The organism is Caenibius tardaugens NBRC 16725 (assembly GCF_003860345.1).
In the GTDB taxonomy this organism is placed as follows: Bacteria; Pseudomonadota; Alphaproteobacteria; order Sphingomonadales; family Sphingomonadaceae; genus Caenibius; species Caenibius tardaugens.
Map to the genome: position 1 here is coordinate 398148 of NZ_CP034179.1, position 19155 is coordinate 417302.

Sequence of the window (19155 nt, forward strand, 5' to 3'; positions counted from 1 at the left end):
CTCTACGGCACTTGACGAACGGAGCATCGCCCAACATGGACGCGAGCATGGACCAACCCTCCCCTGAAAAACTGGCAGAATCAGGCGCGCGTGCGCCCGCGACCAAGGAAAAGAAGGAAGACAATTTCTTCGTATTCCTGCTGAAACTGGTTGCGATCGTGGTGATCTTCCGCAGTTTTGTCTTCGCCCCTTTCACCATTCCGAGCGAAAGCATGCTGCCCCGTCTTGTCAACGGGGATTATCTGCTGGCCTCGAAATGGTCTTACGGTTTCTCGAAATATTCGCTGCCGTTCAGCGTGCCGCTGATTCCCGGGCGGGTGTTCGCCAGCCAGCCGGAACGCGGCGATATCGCGATTTTCAAGGCCCCGCCCCTGAATGACGTCGACTACATCAAACGCGTGATCGGCCTGCCCGGCGATCAGGTGCAGATGATCGGCGGGGTGGTCTATCTCAACGGCAAGCCGGTGAAGAAGGAAAAGATCGCCGATTTCGTCCTGCCGCAAAGCCCCAATACCGATTGCACCGCAGCGGCGTTCGAATCCGTGGAAGATGGCACGCCCGTCTGCCGGTATCCGCGCTTCCGCGAAACGCTGCCCAATGGCCGCAGCTATGACGTGCTCGATCTGGGGCAGACCCCACAGGACGATACCGAACCGGTCATCGTGCCCAAGGGGCACCTGTTCATGATGGGCGACAATCGCGATAATTCGCAGGACAGCCGTTTCCCCGCCATTCCGGGCGGCGGTATCGGCATGGTTCCTGAAGAAAACCTCGTCGGCAAGGCCGGTATCGTGATGTGGTCGACCGATGGCGGCGCCGAATGGATCAAGCCCTGGACATGGTTCACAGCCGCGCGCTGGGGCCGCATCGGGGGCACCTTTTGAACGCCCCGGAAAGCCTGCCCCCTGAAACACGGGATTTTCTCACCGGACTGGGTATCGCCGGGATCACCGATGACGGATTGTGGCTCGAGGCGCTGACCCATGGCAGCCTGGGCACGCCGCGCAATTACGAACGGCTCGAATTTCTCGGGGACCGCGTCCTTGGTCTGGTGATTGCGGAATGGCTCCACGAGCAGAGCGATCAGGCCGAAGGCAAGCTGTCGCAACGGCTCAACGCGCTGGTCAGCCGGGAAATGTGTGCGCATCAGGCGCGCGAAATCGGCCTGCCGCCGCATATCCGGCTGGGCAAACAGGCGCGTGACGATGGCGGCGCCGATAGCGACAATATCCTGGGCGATGTGATGGAGGCCCTGCTGGGCGCCAGTTTCCTGACGCTCGGCTTCGAACCCACCCGCCTGATCGTGCGCCAGATCTGGGCCGATGCCGTGTCCGGCCACGCTGGTCATCGCAAGCACCCCAAAAGCGCACTGCAGGAATGGGCGGCGGGCAATCGCCGCAAGGTTCCGACATACGAAGTCGTGAACCGTTCCGGCCCCGATCACGCGGCGGTATTCACCATCCGCGTATCGATCAAGGGCGTGGGCGAAGCGGAGGCCAGCGGGCCAAGCAAACAGGAAGCGGAAAAGCGCGCCGCAGCCGTATTTATGGAGAAATTTGCATGACTATCGAAACCCCGCATTGCGGCGTCGTGGCTGTCATCGGCGCGCCCAACGCGGGCAAGTCGACACTGGTCAACGCGCTGGTCGGGCAGAAAGTGGCGATTACCAGCGCCAAGGCGCAGACCACCCGCGCGCGCCTGTTGGGCATCGCGCTGGAAGGCGAGGTGCAGATGATCCTCGCCGACACGCCGGGCATTTTCGCACCGCGGCGGCGGCTGGACCGCGCCATGGTCAACGCCGCGTGGGAAGGCGCGCATGCCGCCGACGCGATCATGCTGGTGGTCGATCCGATCAAGAAGCGCAGGCACGAGTTGGAACCCCTGCTGGAAACGCTGAAAGACCGCCCCGAACGCAAGCTGTTGTGCCTTAACAAGGTCGATGCCTCGCAGAAGGAACCCCTGCTTGAACTGGCGCAGGACCTGGTGGGCAAAGTCGGGTTTGACGAGGTGTTCTTCGTGTCGGCGCTGACCGGCGATGGCGTGCCCGAGTTGAAGACCCACCTCGCGGGCCTGATGCCCGAAGGGCCATGGCATTACCCGGAAGATCAGGTTTCCGATGCCAGCGAACGGCTGCTGGCCGCCGAAATCACCCGAGAACAGCTCTATCGCCAGCTGCATGACGAATTGCCTTACGATTCCGCCGTGCGCCCCGAAGCCTATCGCACACGCCCGGACGGCAGCCTTGAAATCCACCAACAGATCGTCGTCGGCCGCGAAAGCCAGCGCCCCATCGTGCTGGGCAAACAGGGCAGCCGGATCAAGGCCATCGGCGAAGCCTCACGCAAGGAACTGTCCGAACAACTTGGCGTGAAAGTCCACTTGTTCCTCCACGTGAAAGTGGATGAAAACTGGGCGGAAAGCCGCGAAATATTCGAGGAAATGGGCCTCGACTGGGTGAAGTAAAACCGGCGAAGTCCGTTTACGACCGATAGGGCCGGCAACAACCGGTTCTATCGGCGAAGATCGCGGGGAATGGCTGCCATCCCCCGCGATGCGCGCTCATCTCACTCCGCGTCGGATGCAGCCGCCTTCTTTTTGGCCGGAGCCTTCTTCGCAGCGGCTTTCTTGGGCGCAGCTTTCTTCGGGGCGGCTTTCTTGGCAGGCGCCTTCTTCGCGCCCTTCTTCTTGGCCGGGCCCTTGGCCGCGCGGGCATCGATCAGTTCGACTGCCTGCTGTTCGGTCACATCCTCGGGCTTCACGTCTTTCGGCAATGTCGCGTTGGTCGTCCCGTCGGTGACGTAGGGGCCATAGCGGCCCGGCATCACCTTGATCTCGCCCCCGCTGGTCGGGTGTGCCCCCAGCACCTTGATCGGTTCGGCCTTGGCCCGTCCGCCTGCGCCACCCTTGCGATTGGCCGCTTCTGCCAGCAGCGCCACAGCCGCATTCATGCCGGTGTCAAAGACATCGCGCGTGCTGGTTAGCCGGGCATACTTGCCGTCATGCGCCAGATAGGGGCCATAGCGCCCGATACTGGCCGTGATCGGGTTCCCGGTTTCCGGATGGGTTCCCACCGCGCGTGGCAGGCTGAGCAGCTTCAACGCCCAGTCGAGATCGAATTCGGGCAGGTCCTTGGGGATCGAGGCCCGCTTCGCTTCCTTGCCCTCGCCCAGTTGGACATAGGGGCCGAACCGCCCGCTCTTGCGCACGACATCCAGCCCGCTCTCCGGGTCTTTGCCCAGCACGCCATCTTCTTCATCGCCGCCCCCGCTTTCGCCGCCGGGCTGCGCAAAACGCCGCGTGTACTTGCATTCGGGGTAGTTCGAACAGGCAACGAAAGCGCCATAACGCCCGCCCCGCAAAGCGAGCCGGCCATCGCCGCATTGCGGACAGCGGCGCGGGTCAGACCCGTCTTCCTTCGACGGGAAGAGATAGTCCGACAGGAATTCGTCGAGCACTTCGGTCACTTCCGAAGGCTTGCGCTCCATCACCTCGTCCGACTTCGGCTTGAAATCGCGCCAGAAGGCCGCCAGCACTTCCTTCCACGCGGCGCGGCCACCGGACACATCGTCCAGTTCGTCTTCCATGCCGGCGGTGAATTCATAGGCCACGTAACGGGAGAAGAAGCGTTCGAGGAATGCGGTCAGCAGGCGGCCTGATTCCTCCGCAAAGAACCGGTTCTTCTCCGTCCGCACATAATTGCGGTCCTTCAGCACCTGAATCGTCGAGGCATAAGTCGACGGGCGTCCGATCCCCAGTTCCTCCAGCCGTTTCACCAGGCTCGCTTCGGAGAAGCGTGCAGGCGGCTGGGTGAAATGCTGGGTCGCCTCGACCGCCTTCTTGGCCGGGCAATCGCCCTTGTGTATCAGCGGCAGCAGGCCTTCCGCGTCGTCATCGTCCTTCTGGTCGAAGCTTTCTTCGTAAACGGCAAGGAAGCCCGGGAACTTCACCACCTGACCGGTGGCGCGCAGTTCATTGCGGCCCGTGGCATCGCGCAGCGTAATCGTGGTGCGTTCAAGGCTGGCAGAGGCCATCTGGCTGGCCATCGCGCGCTTGAAGATCAGGTCGTAGAGCTTGCCCTCATCCCCGGAACCGGCACGGTCACGGGTGAAGTCGGTTGGCCGGATCGCTTCGTGCGCTTCTTGCGCGTTCTTCGCCTTGGTCTGATAGATGCGCGGCTTTTCAGGCAGATAGTGCCCGGAATAGCGATCGCTGATCGCAGCACGCGCGGCAGAAATGGCGCTGCCATCCATCTGCACACCATCGGTACGCATATAGGTGATGGCGCCTGCTTCATAGAGGTTCTGCGCCAGACGCATGGTGTGGCTGGCCGAATAGCCCAGCTTGCGCGCCGCTTCCTGTTGCAGCGTGGACGTGGTGAACGGCGGCGCCGGATTGCGCTTCAGCGGCTTGGTTTCGATGTCTTCGACCGTAAACCGGCCCGCTTCGACGGCTGCCTTGGCACGCAGGGCAATGCCCTTTTCGCCCAGCGACAGCTTGTCGAGCTTTTCGCCTTCGAAACGCACCAGACGGGTCTGAAACTCCGTCCCGTCATGCTCCATCGTGGCGCCAACCTGCCAGTATTCCTGCGCACGGAACGCCTCAATCTCGCGTTCGCGGTCAACGATCAGACGCAGCGCCACCGATTGCACGCGGCCTGCCGACTTCGCGCCGGGCAATTTGCGCCACAGCACCGGCGACAGGGTGAAACCGAACAGGTAGTCGAGCGCACGGCGGGCGAGATAGGCGTCGATCAGATCGCGATCGAGATCGCGCGGATGCTGCATCGCCTCGGTGACCGCCTGCTTGGTGATCGCGTTGAACGTCACCCGCTCCACCGCCTTGGGCAGCGCCTTGCGCTTGGCCAGCAGGTCCTGCACGTGCCAGCTGATGGCTTCCCCTTCGCGATCAGGGTCAGTCGCGAGGATCAGACGATCCGCCTTCTTCGCGGCATCGGTGATTTCCTTCACCCGCGAGACCTTGTCGCGATAGGTTTCCCAATCCATCGCGAAATCTTCGTCCGGGCGAACCGAGCCGTCCTTGGGCGGCAGATCGCGGACGTGGCCGTAGGATGCGAGGACCTTGTAGTCCTTGCCGAGATACTTCTCGATGGTCTTCGCCTTCGCGGGCGATTCAACGATTACAAGCTGCATTGCAGTGGTCAAAAGTCCTTACGCGTATACGTACGCGCGAAAGTGGTGGTTGGGATACGGGTTCGTCAAGCGCCTGCTTCAAACGAACACGCCTGACAATTCGCCCGCGTCATCTTTCAACAGGGCATAGATCGCGAAGCCATAGGCAGAACCCACGACAGTGAAGGTATACAGCGCGATATTGGCAACCACGAACAGCGCATTGGACGAAAACAGCTCGCTCGTCAGCGCGACGAAGTAGATCGTGCCTCCGGCCGCCAGCAAGAGGATCGGCAGCGCCGCGCCGACCAGAATGGCCCAGAAATGCCCCCGCGTCCGCTCCCAGCTCAACCGCAGGGACCGCGACACACTTTCTTCCGACCCCAGCAGGAACCCGAACGCCGGGAGCCAGCGGATCAGCAGGAAGATTCCCGGCAGGACCAACAGCACGAAGCCCAGTATAATTCCCAGGCCCGACAGGATGCTCAGGCCGAAATAGGCGCCGAACCGTGCGCCCCCCGCCACAGCAAGCATGCCCGAACCGGAAAGCATGGTGCGCGACAGGAAGAAGCCCGCAACGAGAGTCGCCACATTGAGCGCAAGGTTGCCACTGGCCTCGTCCGCCAACCCCGAGATATCGATCCCGCTGCCAAGCGCGGACATGCCCACCACATAGAGACCGCTTGGCAGAGCCGATTTCGCAATGATCGCCCCCGTCATCGCAAAAAACGCCTGAACCCGCACGCTCAATGGGCTGTCCGGATGAAGCATCTGCAAGTCCCCTCAAGCAAAGCGAAAGCCGGTCATGCGAGATAATCCTTTGATCCGCAAGGCTAACACGATTGCCCGCGTGGGGGTTGCGCCAGATCGTCATCCCGTGCGGGCTAAGCCCATGTGGTCAGGCGAACACGTCTTCGATATGGCTTTCGCTCCTGACGAGCACGTAAATGGCAATGCCGAACGCCGCGAGCACGGCATTGGCAAACGCTTCGGCAAAGCCGGACAGGACGAGCCCAATCGTGTTCGATGCGCCCAACGCGGCGCTCGCCCCCAGTGCACCGCCCAGGATGAGCAATCCCACAACGACCACCAGCCCGGCGAAAAAGATCGCCCAGCTATGGCCCCTCGTGGCTTCCCAGCTGCTCGACAAGGCATCGGTTACGCCCTGCCCTTCCCCGACAAGAAAACCGGTGGCCGCGCTCCACCGCGCCCACAGCACGATGCCCGGCACAATCACCAGCAACAGCCCGAAGACCATCGCTATCCCGCTCAGGATCGACATACCGACATAAGCCCAGATACGCGTTCCCCCCGCACGCAGGAGGCCCCGGGTGCCCAGCAATTTCGCAATCAGGAAATAGGATGCGACAAAGGAGAAAATCAGGGCGACGAGCTGATACAACGCGCCGACAGCCCCGTAATTGGCATTCACCGCATAGTTGAACCCGACGATCTGGTCGGAAGCCTCGGCAAGACCGGCAATTGGCCCCAACGCGTTGACTGTGCCGAGTGCCAGCACGAACAGGCCGATATGCGGCAAGCCCCCGCCGATCAGGTTTGCCGTTTCACCAAGAATGCCCGAAAAATTCGCTGATCTGTTCATTTCCCCCTCCTTTATGGTCAGCCGGTCAGGCTGACACGCCCCCCGGCATGGCGCACCAGCCGCCCTGCAATTTCCAGTTCGAGCAGGGCAAGCTGCACCGCTGCGGCCCCTGCCCCGCTCTGCCTGATCAGTTCATCCACGGCCACCGGCGCCAGCGACAGCAACCCTGCCACATCGGCGGGCTCCTCTGCCAGTTCCTCCACCGCATCCTGATAGGCCGGGGACAGTTCGCGAAACCGCGCGTGCGCGTGCCCGTCAAAGCCCGAAATCAGTTCGATCACATCCTGCGGCGACTGCACCAGAATCGCCCCATCCCGGATCAACTGGTTGCAGCCATGCGACCGCGCTTCCAGCGGCGAACCGGGAATGGCCATCACCTCGCGCCCAGCCTCTGCTGCCAGCCGCGCGGTAATCAGCGACCCCGATTGCGGCGCGGCTTCGACCACCAGCGTCCCTGCCGCCAGCCCGGCAATAATTCGGTTGCGGCTGGGGAAATGGCTCCCCCGCGGTTCGGTGCCGGGTGGCTGTTCGGCAATCAGCAGGCCTTCGCTGGCAATCCGTTCCTGCAGCTCGGCATGTTGGGGCGGATAGGCGATTTCGATCCCGCTGGCGATGACGCCAATGGTGGATGGCAGGCTGCCGCGATGGGCCGCCCCGTCGATCCCCCGCGCCAGCCCTGAAACGACAACGAACCCAGCATCCGCCAGCGCCGTGGCAAAGTCCCCCGCCAGCTTGATCGCAGCCGCAGAGGCGTTGCGCGCGCCCACAATTGCCACGGCTGGCCGCGCGGCCAGCGCGGGATCGCCACGCATGATCAGGATCGGGGGGTAGCCCGCAATTTCCCGCAACAGAGGCGGATAATCGGGGGAATCGTGAAACAGGTACCGCGCACCGGCCTTACGCACGGCAGAGATTTCGCTCTCGATCCGCTCCGCCGGGGCCGCGCGATAGGGGCGCCCGCCACGGCCCGCCATGTCCGGCAAGGCCTCCAGCGCCGTCGCCGCATCGCCATAGCGACGCAGCAACTGGCGATAACTGACCGGCCCGATATGGGGAGAACGCAGCAGACGGATACGGGCAAAGGCTTCCTGCTGCGTCAACGGCATGGCGGCGCTCTATCCCCGTTTGCCGACGCGCGGTTCAGTGCCGTTGCGCAGGCGCGCAATATTGGCGCGGTGCAGAACGATCACCAGCGCGGCAATCGCCACCAGCCACGGCAGGAGATCGGCCCGGCCCATGGCATAACCGGCAATGGGCAGCGCCACAGCCGCACAGATGCCCGACAGCGACGAGATGCGGGTCAGGGCCAGCATACCGATCCACACCAGCGCATAGGCCAGCCCGATGGGCCAGCCGAGACCGAACGCCACCCCGGCAGTCGTCGCCACGCCCTTGCCCCCACGGAACTTCAGCCAGACCGGGAAACAGTGGCCTATCACCGCCGCGAGCGCGGCCAGCCCTTCGGTGCCGGGCAGGAAATGATGCGCCAGCAGGACTGCCGCCGCGCCTTTCACCAGATCCAGCAGCAGTGTGCCCGCCGCCAGCCCCTTGCGCCCCGTCCGCAAGACATTGGTCGCGCCGATATTGCCGGATCCGATACTGCGCAGATCCTCCGTCCCTGCGAGACGCGTCAACAGCAGGCCGAACGGCACGGAACCGAGCAGATAGGCGAGAAGGAAAGCAGTGATCCAGTCCATCCCTCTCCCTTATCTTGCGTCGTGCGATTGGCGAAGCCCCGTCTTTTCTTTTTTGTATCCGCACCGGTAGAAGTATAGACCGTGCGAAATTCACACGAGGCCCGCTTGAACGCCAATACCGATCCCGCAGCACCAATCCTGATGTTCGATTCGGGTGTCGGCGGCCTTTCCGTGCTGGCCGAGTTGCGCAAGGCCCTGCCCGCGGCGCCGATTATCTATGCCGCTGACAATGCAGGATTACCTTACGGCACGAAGAGCGAGGCGGAAATCGCGGCGCGCGTGGCCGGGCTGCTCGGGCGGATGACCGAACGGTTTCGCCCCCGCCTTGCCTGTATTGCCTGCAACACCGCGTCCACGATTGCCCTGGGCATGGCGCGTGACGTGCTGCATGTCCCGATTGTCGGCACGGTGCCCGCAATCAAGCCGGCCGCCGGCCTGACCCAAACCGGGGTTATCGGCCTGCTCGGTACGGCGGCGACGATCCGGCAGGCCTATGTCGATAATCTTGAAGCCGAATTTGCCCGTGGCAAGCGCCTGATCCGCCATGCCGCGCCGGGCCTTGTCGAAGCGGCGGAGGCACGGCTGCGCGGCCTGCCGGTCCCCGCATCCGTTTTCGAAGAGGCTGCTGCCGGTCTTCGCGCACAGGCCGATGGCGAACGGATCGACACGGTGGTCCTGGCCTGCACCCATTTCCCGCTGGTGCAGGATGAACTCGCCCGCGCCTTCGGCCCCGGGGTCCGGTTCGTCGACGGCGCAACGGGGATCGCACGGCGGATCGCCTCGCTCACCCAAGGGCAAGCCTATGCCCGCGCGATACCCGATTATGCCGTATTCACCGGCGGCCCGCTCGATTCCACGCTTTTGCCATCGCTTGCCCGCTATGGTATCGAGCGCGCCGAAGTCTTTTGAATTTCCGTTCACAATGATCGGCATTCTGCGCTGGCGTTCCTCTGCCCCATCGGGTAAAGGCGCCGCAAAACTGGCTGCGCATTTGGCGTGCAAGACGGGCAGGTCCGTTGAATTACGAACACATATTCGACCAGGCGATTGAACGGCTCCATTCGGAGGGGCGCTATCGCGTGTTTATCGACATTCTGCGGAACAAGGGCGCCTACCCCAATGCGCGCTGTTTCCACGGGCACAACGGCCCCAAGACGATTACCGTCTGGTGTTCGAACGACTATCTCGCGATGGGCCAGCACCCCAAGGTGATTGCCGCCATGGAAGAGGCGCTGCACAATGTCGGCGCCGGTTCGGGCGGCACGCGCAACATCGGCGGCAACACCCACTATCACATCGAACTGGAACAGGAACTCGCCGACCTACATGGCAAGCAGTCGGCCCTGCTGTTCACCAGCGGCTACGTCTCGAACGATGCCACGCTTTCCACGCTGGCAAAACTCCTGCCCGGCTGCGTGATCTTCTCCGACGAACTCAATCATGCCAGCATGATCGCCGGCATTCGCAATTCCGGCTGCGAAAAGCGCGTCTGGCGCCATAATGACATGCAGCATCTCGAAGAACTGCTGGCGGCGGAAGACCCTTCCGTGCCCAAGCTGGTCGCCTTCGAAAGCGTCTATTCGATGGATGGCGATGTCGCCCCCATCCACGCGATCTGCGATCTCGCTGAAAAGTATAATGCCCTGACCTATATCGACGAAGTGCATGCTGTCGGCATGTACGGCGCGCGCGGCGGCGGCATTTCCGAACGGGATGAAGCCGCCCACCGGATCGACATCATTGAAGGCACCATGGGCAAGGCCTTTGGCGTGATGGGCGGGTATATCGCCGCCGATTCCAAGATTATCGACTGCATCCGCAGCTATGCGCCCGGGTTTATCTTTACCACCTCGCTCAGCCCCGTTCTCGTGGCCGGGGTGCTGGCATCGGTGAAGCATCTCAAATCGTCCAGCCTGGAACGCGATGGTCAACAGGCCGCTGCCGCCACACTCAAGCAGATGTTTGCGGATGCCGGCCTGCCGGTGATGGACACCACCACCCATATCGTCCCGCTGATGGTGGGCGATCCGGTACGTGCCAAGAAAATCAGCGACATCCTCCTCGCCGAATATGGCGTTTACGTCCAGCCGATCAATTTCCCCACGGTGCCGCGCGGTACGGAACGGCTCCGTTTCACCCCCGGGCCGACCCATTCAGAAGAGATGATGCGCGATCTGACATCGGCATTGCTCGAAATCTGGGATCGGCTTGATCTGGAACTCAAGCAGGCGGCCTGATCGCCAACGATAAACGGCGCGGCGCGCGGTAACGCGCCGCCAACAGCCTATTTCGCCCGGGGCGCGCTTTCCATTTCAAGACGATTGCGCCCCTTGGCCTTGGCCAGAAACAGCGCCAGTTCCGCCCGCTTTATCGTGTCATCCACCGATTCAGCGATGCGCGATATGCCCGCACTGGCGGTGATCGTAAAACTGTCCACACCGGATTCACGCCGCAGTTCGGACAAAGTCGTCACGATCCGTTGGCATATCGCGCGCGCTTCTTCACAATCGGTGCCGGGCAGGATCACGCCCAGACTTTCATCACCAATCCGCGAAACGATATCCCCTTCGCGCGTCATCGTGCGCAGCAGATCGGAAAACACCACCAGGACCTTGTCGCCGACCGACTGGCCGTGCTGCATGTTGATGGCCTGGAAATAATCGATGCAGAACAGTGCCAGCGAGCCATTCCTGCGCTCATCGACGAGATGCTGGAGCATGGACATAAATGCCTTGCGATTGCTCAATCCCGTAACCGGATCGGTAAGCTCCGCAACGAAAACCCTGCGCTCCAGTTCCCGTCGCTCATCGATGTTGCGCATGATGCTCAGCGCACCATAAACCTTGCCCTCGGCGTCTTCCAGACGGCGTATCTGCATTTCAAACCACCGCTTGCGACGATCAGCCGCCAGCACCGCCACTTCGAACCACACATGCTCCTGCGCGCCCTGAAGCGCAGCATTGTGCTCCGCCATGACCGTATCTTCACAGGAAGGGTGGATGAGATCGAGCAAATGTGGTGCGACCAGCGGATCGGGCAGCGGCAGTCCGAGGTGTTCCATTGCCGGTGACGCGTGGATGATAAAACCATCCGGGTCGGTCTTTAGAATAATATCCGACGTGCTGTCCGCAAGCAGACCGTAGAGCGTCGAGCTCTCTTGCGGCGTAAACTTTATCTCCATCCGTCGTTCAGCCCCCGGCCATTTAACGACATCCATCAGCACAGCATGCGACACGGGGCCAACTCAACGCCAATGAACAAACATTGCCCGCCATCCGGAAACACCAAAATCCCCAAACGGACTACCTTTAGTATAAGTAATACATCAATAGTTAACTAACTGTTACTAACTAATCGAATCCATTACCTTACTTTTATTAATTATACATATCTTAACTAAATCACACAACTACTGCGTGATACCCCGCACCTTTCCGTGTTTTTACGATTTCCTAAAACACGGAAACAGCGCGATATACGAGCAAATAGGCAGATCAAAGTTCGATCATGATGCGCACATTGTCAGGCCGGGTACCGAAGGCCTGCGCAATCTGTTCCTTGCTGCGTGTCAGAAGCTCACCCAGAACCGACATATCGGGTTCAGCCATCAATGTTGACCGATCGACAGACAGCACTTGTGCGAGAGCATCCAGGCGACTTTCGACCGGCCGCGCACGGCCCTGTTCCCAAGCCCAGACGGTTGGCTTGCTCACACCAAGCAATGTGGCAATCTGGCCCTGCGTCAGCCCTTTTTCCTTCCGCAACCGGTGCAAACGGCCACCGAACGATTCATCACCGGATACAGACGCCGGCACCGCATCCATCGGGCGATTGCCATCTCTCTCCACATCGGGAACCGCACTGCGCAGCGCCACCGCGCTCAACACATTCTTCCCGATAGGCGTCGCAAACTGGCAACCTATCAGGCCGCCGCTTCGCCAGATCACGCTCGCCTGCACGCCCCCGGCCTCTGGCAGATCGATCGAAATAATATCGTCCACGTCCAGAGCCGCTTCACTGTGCAGCAGAAGACCCGTTTCCGAGATATTGTACAATGTCATGAATGCGCTGCCACCACGCATGCCCGCGCCGCGCACATCAAGCTTAACAGCGCGACGTGGCGCCCTTGCAATAACGCTCTGCAACAAATCTTCAGAATGCGCCTTATTGGCCATTAGCGTTGACTCCCGAAAGGAAGTCCACAGTGCCTCTCAGTGGTTAAGACGAGGTTAGGAACCGTTAGGGAATTTACTCCTATCCCGGACTGAAAAGTAAATTTTTTCGACAACCCGTGCGCGATATGCGTGAACCAACGCATAAAAAAAGCCTCGCGATTTCTCGCGAGGCCTGATTTTTTCTGATCGCGGAAGCCCTTAGCGCAGGCTCACCACATTGTCGCTCTGGCGCGGATCGGCCCGATCCCCACGATAGAGGCTTGCCATGGGCTCATCCGCCACGCGAACCACTTCCCCACGGCCGAAACCGTTGAATGCGGTGCGCATCGCGCAACCATAGGCGCCAAGCATGCCAACCTCGATATAGTCACCCGCCACCACATCGCCGGGCAGCATGAACGGGCCTTCCATATAGTCGGCATCGTCGCAGGTCGGACCATAGAACGCGAATTCCGCTTCCGACGCAGAACGGCTTGCGTCCAGCACCTTCACCGGGAAACGCCAGCCCACATGCGCCGCGTCGAACAACGCGCCGTAAGCGCCGTCATTGATGTACAGTTCTTCACCGCGACGCTTCTCGACCTTGACGATCAGCGAGCTGTATTCCGCGCACAGCGCACGACCGGGTTCGCACCACAGTTCGGCGTTGTAAGCGATCGGCAGCGCTTCGAAATGGCGATGGATGATCGCAAAATAGTCTTCCAGCGGCGGCGGTTCCATCCCCGGATAAACCGACGGAAAACCACCCCCGACATCGACGATGTCGACCGTGACAGCAGCCTGGGCAATCGCCGCACGCACGCGATCAAGCGCCTGCACATAGGCGAACGGGGTCATCGCCTGACTTCCGACATGGAAGCAGACACCCAGCCAGTCGGCGACCTGACGGGTTGCCTGCAGCAGCGGCGCGGCATTGGCGAGATCCACGCCAAACTTCGACGCGAGGCTCAGTTCGGAATATTCCGAAGACACGCGCAGACGCACGCAGAGGCGCAGGTCAGCCGCGACATTCCCCGCAGCATCCTTCGTCGCTTCGACGATCTTGTTCAGTTCTTCCTCGGTATCGAGGCTGAACGTACGAACGCCGTGGTCGAAATAGGCTTCGCGAATTGCGCTGGCGGTCTTGACCGGATGCATGAAGCACAGCGTGGCATCGGGCAGCAGGCCACGCACCATCCGCACTTCCGCAATCGAGGCCACATCGTAATGCGTGATGCCCGAGGCCCACAGAATCTCGATGAGATCGGGCGAGGGATTCGCCTTCACCGCATACAGCGATTTGCCCGGGAACTTCTCCGCAAAGAAGCGTCCGGCGCGCGCAGCTGCGTGCGGGCGGTTGAGAATTACAGGTTCGTCCGGCGCGAGGTCGCGGACTACAGCCGATGCATCAGGATAGATGTACAACTCAAGGGACCCCCATAACGGTTAGTTAGACAAAGGCTGCCTTGCGGTTTGGAAGTCCCCTTGGGGCAGCGGGGGTGGGCTATAAACCCGGCGAGATGAACTGCAAGTGAAAATGCGCCCCATCGTTCGATGTGCCGGATATTCCAAATAAAACCGGGCAGTTAGAAGGAATTCACCCGACCTTTCGAACGATCATGAAAGACGGTTACGGAAGTCCTCGTAGCCAAAGCGGCGAATCTGTTCGAGCGAGTCGCTTTCCGAATCCCACAACCAGATCGATGGCAGTGGCACGCCGTTGAACGTCGTGGTCTTCACCATGGAATAATGCGCCTGATCCAGAAACGCGATGCGCTGCCCCGGCTCGCACGGCACGGGGAGGCGATAGTCGCCAATCACATCGCCTGCGAGACAGGATGGCCCGCCCAGTCGCACGGCCCCGCCCTGCCCCTCGTCGATTTGCACCCCATCCAGCGGCTCTTCGCCAAGCAGTGCCGGGCGATAGGGCGCCTCGATCACATCGGGCATATGGCAGGTCGCGGAAATGTCCGTGATTGCCAGGGGCATGCCATTCCAGTGCGAATCCAGCAGCGTCCCGACCAGGATACCGGCATCAAGCGCCACGGCTTCACCGGGCTCCAGATAGACTTCGCACCCCGTGTCGTCCTGAACGTCCTTCAGGAACTCCACCAGTTCATCGCGTTGGTAATCGGCGCGGGTAATATGATGCCCACCCCCGAAATTCAGCCATTTGAGCTGATCGAAATAAGGCTCCAGATGATCGAACACCACGTCCCACGTCCGGGCCAGCGGTTCGAAATCCTGTTCGCACAGGGTATGGAAATGGACGCCATCGACCATTTCCAGATGTTCGGCCTTCAACTGATTGATCGGGAAGCCGAGCCGGGAATGGGGGGCGCACGGATCATACCGCGGCACTTCGCCTTCGGCATGCATCGGGTTGATACGCAGGCCCACATCGAAATCATCGCCGCGTGCACGGGCCCGCAACAGCACATCGCTGAACCGTTCGATCTGCATCGGCGAATTGAAGATCACATGATCGGACAGGCGGCAGATCTCATCCAGATCTTCCGCTTTATAAGCGGCGCAATAAGTCGCGATTTCGCCGTCATAGTGTTCTGCGGCAAGCAGCGCTTCCCACAGCCCCGAGGTGCAAACCCCGTCGAGATACTCGCCCAGAATCGGCGCTGTCGACCACATCGAGAACGCTTTCAGCGCCCCCAGAACCTTCGCGCCCGAACGTTCACGGATATCATCGAGTATCCGCAAATTCTCACGCAATTTCGCCGCATCCACCACGAATGCAGGGCTATCGACGCGATACAGGTCGAAACGGGCAAACGCCCCGGGATCTCCAGCACGGGTTTCCATCAGCCGAAAGGTGCCTTGAATATGAAGAAAGCGCCAGCCGCAATGAGAACGAAGCCCAGCATCTGGCTAAGCCCCGGACGTTGATCGAACAGCACCCAGGCAATGATGACGAACGTCACCAGCGAGAGAACTTCCTGCAACGTTTTCAGTTCGGCGAGCGAATATGTGCGCGCGCCAATCCGGTTGGCGGGCACGGCGAGACAGTATTCGAAGAACGCGATGCCCCAGCTTGCGAGGATGGCCAGCCACAAGGCCCGTGAAGGCGCCTTGAGATGGCCATACCATGCGAGGTTCATCAACAGGTTCGACCCTGCGAGCAAACCGACAGGGACAAGCGCGTTCCAGTTCATCGTGCGATTAAAAAGCCACCGGCCCGGGCAGTTCTTCCACCGACCACGGCAGGCCGTGCTGGTTCAGCATATCCATGAACGGATCGGGATCGAACTGTTCGATATTGAACACGCCCTCACCCTTCCACGCACCGGTCAGCACCATCGCGGCGCCAATCATCGCGGGAACCCCGGTGGTATAGCTGACAGCCTGGTTGCCGGTTTCGGCATAGGCGTCTTCATGGTCGCAGATATTCTTGATGTAGAACGTCTTTTCACCGCTGCCATCCAGCGCTTCGCCCGTTGCGATATCGCCGATATTGGTTTTGCCCTTCGTCGTCGGGCCGAGGCTGGCGGGTTCCGGCAGAACCGCCTTGAGAAACTGCAGCGGAATGATTTCCTGCCCGTTGTAGATCACCGGATCGATCCGGGTCATGCCGACATTCTGCAACACGGTCAGGTGTTTGATGTATTCATCGCCGAAGGTCATCCAGAACCGGCCGCGCTCCATCTCGGGGATGAACCGCGCCAGGCTTTCCAGTTCCTCGTGATACATCAGGTACATGTTCTTGGGGCCAACGCCTTCGAAATCGAATTCGACCTTGTTGGCCATGGCCGGCGTTTCGACGAAATCGCCGTTTTCCCAATGGCGCGCGGGCGCGGTCACTTCGCGGATGTTGATTTCGGGATTGAAGTTGGTGGCAAACGCCTGACCGTGGTCACCACCGTTGCAATCGAGGATGTCCAGCGTGCGAATGGTCTTGAGCTTGTGCTTCTTCAGCCACATGGCGAAAACGCTGGTCACACCGGGATCGAACCCGCTGCCCAGCAGGGCCATAATGCCCTTTTCCTTGAAGCGATCGTGATAGGCCCACTGCCACTTGTATTCGAACTTCGCTTCGTCGAGCGGTTCGTAATTGGCCGTGTCGAGATAATCGACGCCCGTGGCAAGGCACGCGTCCATGATCGCGAGATCCTGATAGGGCAACGCCAGATTGACGACGAGCCGCGGCTGGATCTGTTCGATCAGCGCGGTGGTCGCCGGAACATCGTCGGCATCGATGGCATATGTGGCGATGGCCACACCGGTACGCTGCTTCACCGATTCGGCAATTGCATCACACTTGCTCTTCGTCCGGCTTGCGAGATGGATATCGCTGAAAATACCGGGATTCATCGCCATCTTATGGACAGCAACAGAACCGACACCACCTGCACCGATCACCAATACCCTGCTCACGAACGTCTCCTTTGGCCGAAGCGGAAGCCGGGCATATAGGCCCGGATTATGACAGCACAATACAGGCCCGCGTGCACATGTATGGCCTGCTCAGGCGGTAACGGCAAAAGCATCCGCCATCCGGCAGACCCAGTACACCCTTGAAAACAGGCCGTGCGATTGGCGGAGGTTATAGCGCCGCCAACATGCGGGGGCTTTACGCCCCGGCCGTTTCCGCTTCGTTGCGGGCGAATTCCAGCGTGCCCAGAAACCGTTCGGCATCCAGCGCGGCCATGCACCCGGTGCCAGCGGCAGTCACCGCCTGACGATAGGTATGATCCATCACGTCACCGCAGGCGAACACGCCGGGAATGGCCGTTTTGGGCGTACCCGGCTCGACGATCAGATAACCGGAATCGTCCGTCGGCAACTTACCCGCGAACAGTTCGGTCGAGGGCGCGTGACCAATGGCAACGAACGCGCCCTGTGTGGCGAATTCGCTCATCTCGCCGGTCTGCGTATCGCGCAGCGACAGGGCCGTCAGACCCACGCCCGTGGGATCGCCAAGGAAGCTTTCAACCGCCTTGTTCCACAGCACCGAAATCTTCGGATTGGCGAACAGGCGATCCTGCAGGATCTTTTCCGCCCGCAGTTCATCGCGGCGGTGGATCAGGGTCACGTCATCGCTGTGATTGGTTAGGTACAACGCTTCTTCCACGGCCGTGTTGCCGCCGCCGATCACCACGACCTTCTTGCCGCGATAGAAAAACCCGTCGCACGTGGCGCAAGCAGACACGCCCTTCCCCGAAAACAGCTCTTCCCCGGGGACGCCCAGCCATTTCGCCTGCGCGCCCGTGGCGATCACCAGCGTATCGCCTTCATAGACATCGCCGCCATCGCCGATGGCCCGGAACGGCGATCCATGGGCAAGATCGACTTCGACAATCGTATCCCACAGCATCCGCGTGCCGACATGTTCGGCCTGCGCCTGCATTTCCTGCATCAGCCACGGCCCCTGAATCACATCGCGGAAACCGGGATAATTCTCGACATCGGTGGTGATCGTCAGCTGCCCGCCGGGTTGCAGCCCCTGCACTACGATCGGCTCCATCCCGGCGCGCGCGCCATAGATTGCCGCCGACAGGCCCGCCGGGCCCGAACCGATAATGAGCATGCGTGTCTTGTGAATCGCCATGAATTCCTCCGAACCGCGCAGATAGGGCGGCAGGCCCCGGAATGCCACCCCCGCTCGTTCTATCGGCAGGGCAAGCAGAGCTTTCTTCGCCCCGATTGACTGGCTCCGGAGAACCGCGCAAAGCTATCGCTGTGAAAATACTCGGCCCCACATCGAACAGCTTCATCTCGCAGCGCCTCAAGCTCCATTACGTGGACTGGGGCAATCCGGATGCTCCCCCCCTTATCCTGCAACATGGCGGGCGCGATCATTGCCGCAGTTGGGACTGGGTGGCAGAAGAACTGCGCAAGGACTGGCACGTCATCTGCCCCGATCTGCGCGGGCATGGCGACAGCGCGTGGTCGGCTGACGGCAATTACACCTTCAACGCCTATGTCTATGATTTCGCGCAGCTTGTGCACACGCTGGGCTATGACAAGGTCACGATCGTCGCCCATTCGCTGGGCGGCAATATTACGGCGCGGTTCGCGGGGCTTTATCCCGAAAAAGTCGCCAAATATGTGAATATCGAAGGGCTTGGCCTGACCCCGCAGGATCTGCTGGACCGCAAGCGCCTGCCCATGGCCGACCTGTTTCGCGAATGGATCGAACGCAAGCGCGGGGCATCGGGCCGCGCGCCGCGCCGGTACCCCACGCTGGAAGCCGCCTATCGCCGGATGATCGAGGAAAACGATTATCTCACCGAAGAACAGGCCCGCCACCTGACTGTGCACGGCGCCAGCCGCAACGAGGATGGCACCTTCAGCTGGAAGTTCGATCCCTATCTCAACGTCTGGCCGTTTTCCGACCTGACCCCCGAACAGATCCAGTCGCTCTGGGCGGCCATCACCTGCCCGACGCTGCTGCTGTGGGGCAAGAACAGCTTCTTCCCCAGCCCTGCAACCGATGGACGGCTGGATTTCTTCCAGAACGCGCGACTGGAAGAATTCGAGAATGCGGGCCACTGGTTGCACCATGACCAGTTCGACCGCTTCATGCGGGAATTGCGCGGCTTCCTCTAATCCCGCGCCGC

Annotated in this window: 18 protein-coding genes; 6 read left to right on the plus strand and 12 right to left on the minus strand. The window is 61.0% G+C overall.

All coding sequences use genetic code 11. The annotated features are described in order from the left end of the window. Positions 1 to 47 precede the first annotated feature (47 nt). Genes lepB through era form a run of 3 tightly spaced genes read left to right on the plus strand, consistent with a single transcriptional unit; the run spans position 48 to position 2463 of the window. Positions 48 to 884 carry a signal peptidase I gene (gene lepB, locus EGO55_RS02040; RefSeq protein WP_040715098.1) on the plus strand — a complete coding sequence of 279 codons (837 nt, stop codon included), beginning with the start codon at positions 48 to 50 and terminating at the stop codon, positions 882 to 884. Then, the gene (rnc, locus tag EGO55_RS02045) at positions 839 to 1564 is read left to right on the plus strand and encodes a ribonuclease III (RefSeq protein WP_084619910.1); all 726 of its coding nucleotides are present in this window, start codon (positions 839 to 841) and stop codon (positions 1562 to 1564) included. Before lepB ends, rnc begins: the two co-directional genes overlap by 46 nt. Beyond that, positions 1561 to 2463 (plus strand): GTPase Era, encoded by a 903-nt coding sequence (gene era / locus EGO55_RS02050; protein ID WP_021689323.1) that lies wholly within the window; start codon positions 1561 to 1563, stop codon positions 2461 to 2463. The genes rnc and era overlap by 4 nt, the downstream gene beginning before the upstream one ends. Positions 2464 to 2564: 101 nt before the next feature. Here era and topA read toward each other — a convergent pair whose 3' ends face one another. From topA to plsY, 5 genes are all read right to left on the minus strand, one after another. Further along, complete coding sequence (topA, locus tag EGO55_RS02055; RefSeq protein ID WP_021689324.1) at positions 2565 to 5150, minus strand: type I DNA topoisomerase; 2586 nt, start codon at positions 5148 to 5150, stop codon at positions 2565 to 2567. Positions 5151 to 5228: 78 nt separating this feature from the next. Next, the gene (locus EGO55_RS02060) at positions 5229 to 5900 is read right to left on the minus strand and encodes a hypothetical protein (RefSeq protein ID WP_021689325.1); all 672 of its coding nucleotides are present in this window, start codon (positions 5898 to 5900) and stop codon (positions 5229 to 5231) included. A gap of 127 nt (positions 5901 to 6027) precedes the next feature. Beyond that, positions 6028 to 6732 (minus strand): hypothetical protein, encoded by a 705-nt coding sequence (locus EGO55_RS02065; protein WP_021689326.1) that lies wholly within the window; start codon positions 6730 to 6732, stop codon positions 6028 to 6030. Positions 6733 to 6749: 17 nt separating this feature from the next. Further along, a complete protein-coding gene (dprA, locus tag EGO55_RS02070) occupies positions 6750 to 7838 on the minus strand; it encodes a DNA-processing protein DprA (RefSeq protein ID WP_021689327.1) in 1089 nt (362 codons plus the stop codon). 9 nt (positions 7839 to 7847) lie between these two features. Then, positions 7848 to 8429 carry a glycerol-3-phosphate 1-O-acyltransferase PlsY gene (gene plsY, locus EGO55_RS02075; protein ID WP_021689328.1) on the minus strand — a complete coding sequence of 194 codons (582 nt, stop codon included), beginning with the start codon at positions 8427 to 8429 and terminating at the stop codon, positions 7848 to 7850. 141 nt (positions 8430 to 8570) lie between these two features. On the opposite strand from plsY, the gene murI reads away from it, so the two are divergent. Together murI and hemA are read left to right on the plus strand one after the other, a co-directional pair. After that, the gene (gene murI / locus EGO55_RS02080) at positions 8571 to 9338 is read left to right on the plus strand and encodes a glutamate racemase (protein WP_084619938.1); all 768 of its coding nucleotides are present in this window, start codon (positions 8571 to 8573) and stop codon (positions 9336 to 9338) included. A gap of 107 nt (positions 9339 to 9445) precedes the next feature. Next, positions 9446 to 10666, plus strand: coding sequence for a 5-aminolevulinate synthase (gene hemA / locus EGO55_RS02085; protein ID WP_021689330.1), 1221 nt, complete (start codon positions 9446 to 9448; stop codon positions 10664 to 10666). 47 nt (positions 10667 to 10713) lie between these two features. On the opposite strand, the gene EGO55_RS02090 is transcribed toward hemA, so the two are convergent. The 7 genes from EGO55_RS02090 to trxB form a co-directional block, all read right to left on the minus strand. Further along, positions 10714 to 11664, minus strand: a complete 951-nt coding sequence (locus EGO55_RS02090) for a GGDEF domain-containing protein (protein ID WP_210766624.1) — start codon at positions 11662 to 11664, stop codon at positions 10714 to 10716. Positions 11665 to 11923: 259 nt separating this feature from the next. Next, the gene (locus EGO55_RS02095) at positions 11924 to 12604 is read right to left on the minus strand and encodes a helix-turn-helix domain-containing protein (RefSeq protein ID WP_021689332.1); all 681 of its coding nucleotides are present in this window, start codon (positions 12602 to 12604) and stop codon (positions 11924 to 11926) included. A 198-nt stretch (positions 12605 to 12802) separates the two neighbouring features. Further along, positions 12803 to 14008, minus strand: coding sequence for a type III PLP-dependent enzyme (locus EGO55_RS02100; protein WP_021689333.1), 1206 nt, complete (start codon positions 14006 to 14008; stop codon positions 12803 to 12805). A 192-nt stretch (positions 14009 to 14200) separates the two neighbouring features. Beyond that, positions 14201 to 15400, minus strand: a complete 1200-nt coding sequence (locus EGO55_RS02105; protein ID WP_021689334.1) for a carboxynorspermidine decarboxylase — start codon at positions 15398 to 15400, stop codon at positions 14201 to 14203. Beyond that, entirely contained in the window at positions 15400 to 15750 is a 351-nt protein-coding gene (locus EGO55_RS02110) for a DMT family protein (protein ID WP_021689335.1), read from the minus strand. The genes EGO55_RS02105 and EGO55_RS02110 overlap by 1 nt, the downstream gene beginning before the upstream one ends. A 7-nt stretch (positions 15751 to 15757) precedes the next feature. Next, positions 15758 to 16969 (minus strand): saccharopine dehydrogenase family protein, encoded by a 1212-nt coding sequence (locus EGO55_RS02115; RefSeq protein WP_040715031.1) that lies wholly within the window; start codon positions 16967 to 16969, stop codon positions 15758 to 15760. Between the two features lie 196 nt (positions 16970 to 17165). Next, a complete protein-coding gene (gene trxB, locus EGO55_RS02120) occupies positions 17166 to 18143 on the minus strand; it encodes a thioredoxin-disulfide reductase (protein ID WP_040715101.1) in 978 nt (325 codons plus the stop codon). A 131-nt stretch (positions 18144 to 18274) separates the two neighbouring features. Here trxB and EGO55_RS02125 point away from each other — a divergent pair, with 131 nt between their 5' ends. Further along, positions 18275 to 19144: an alpha/beta fold hydrolase gene (locus EGO55_RS02125; RefSeq protein WP_021689338.1), complete on the plus strand. Its 870-nt coding sequence runs from the start codon at positions 18275 to 18277 to the stop codon at positions 19142 to 19144. The last annotated feature ends 11 nt before the right edge of the window (positions 19145 to 19155 follow it).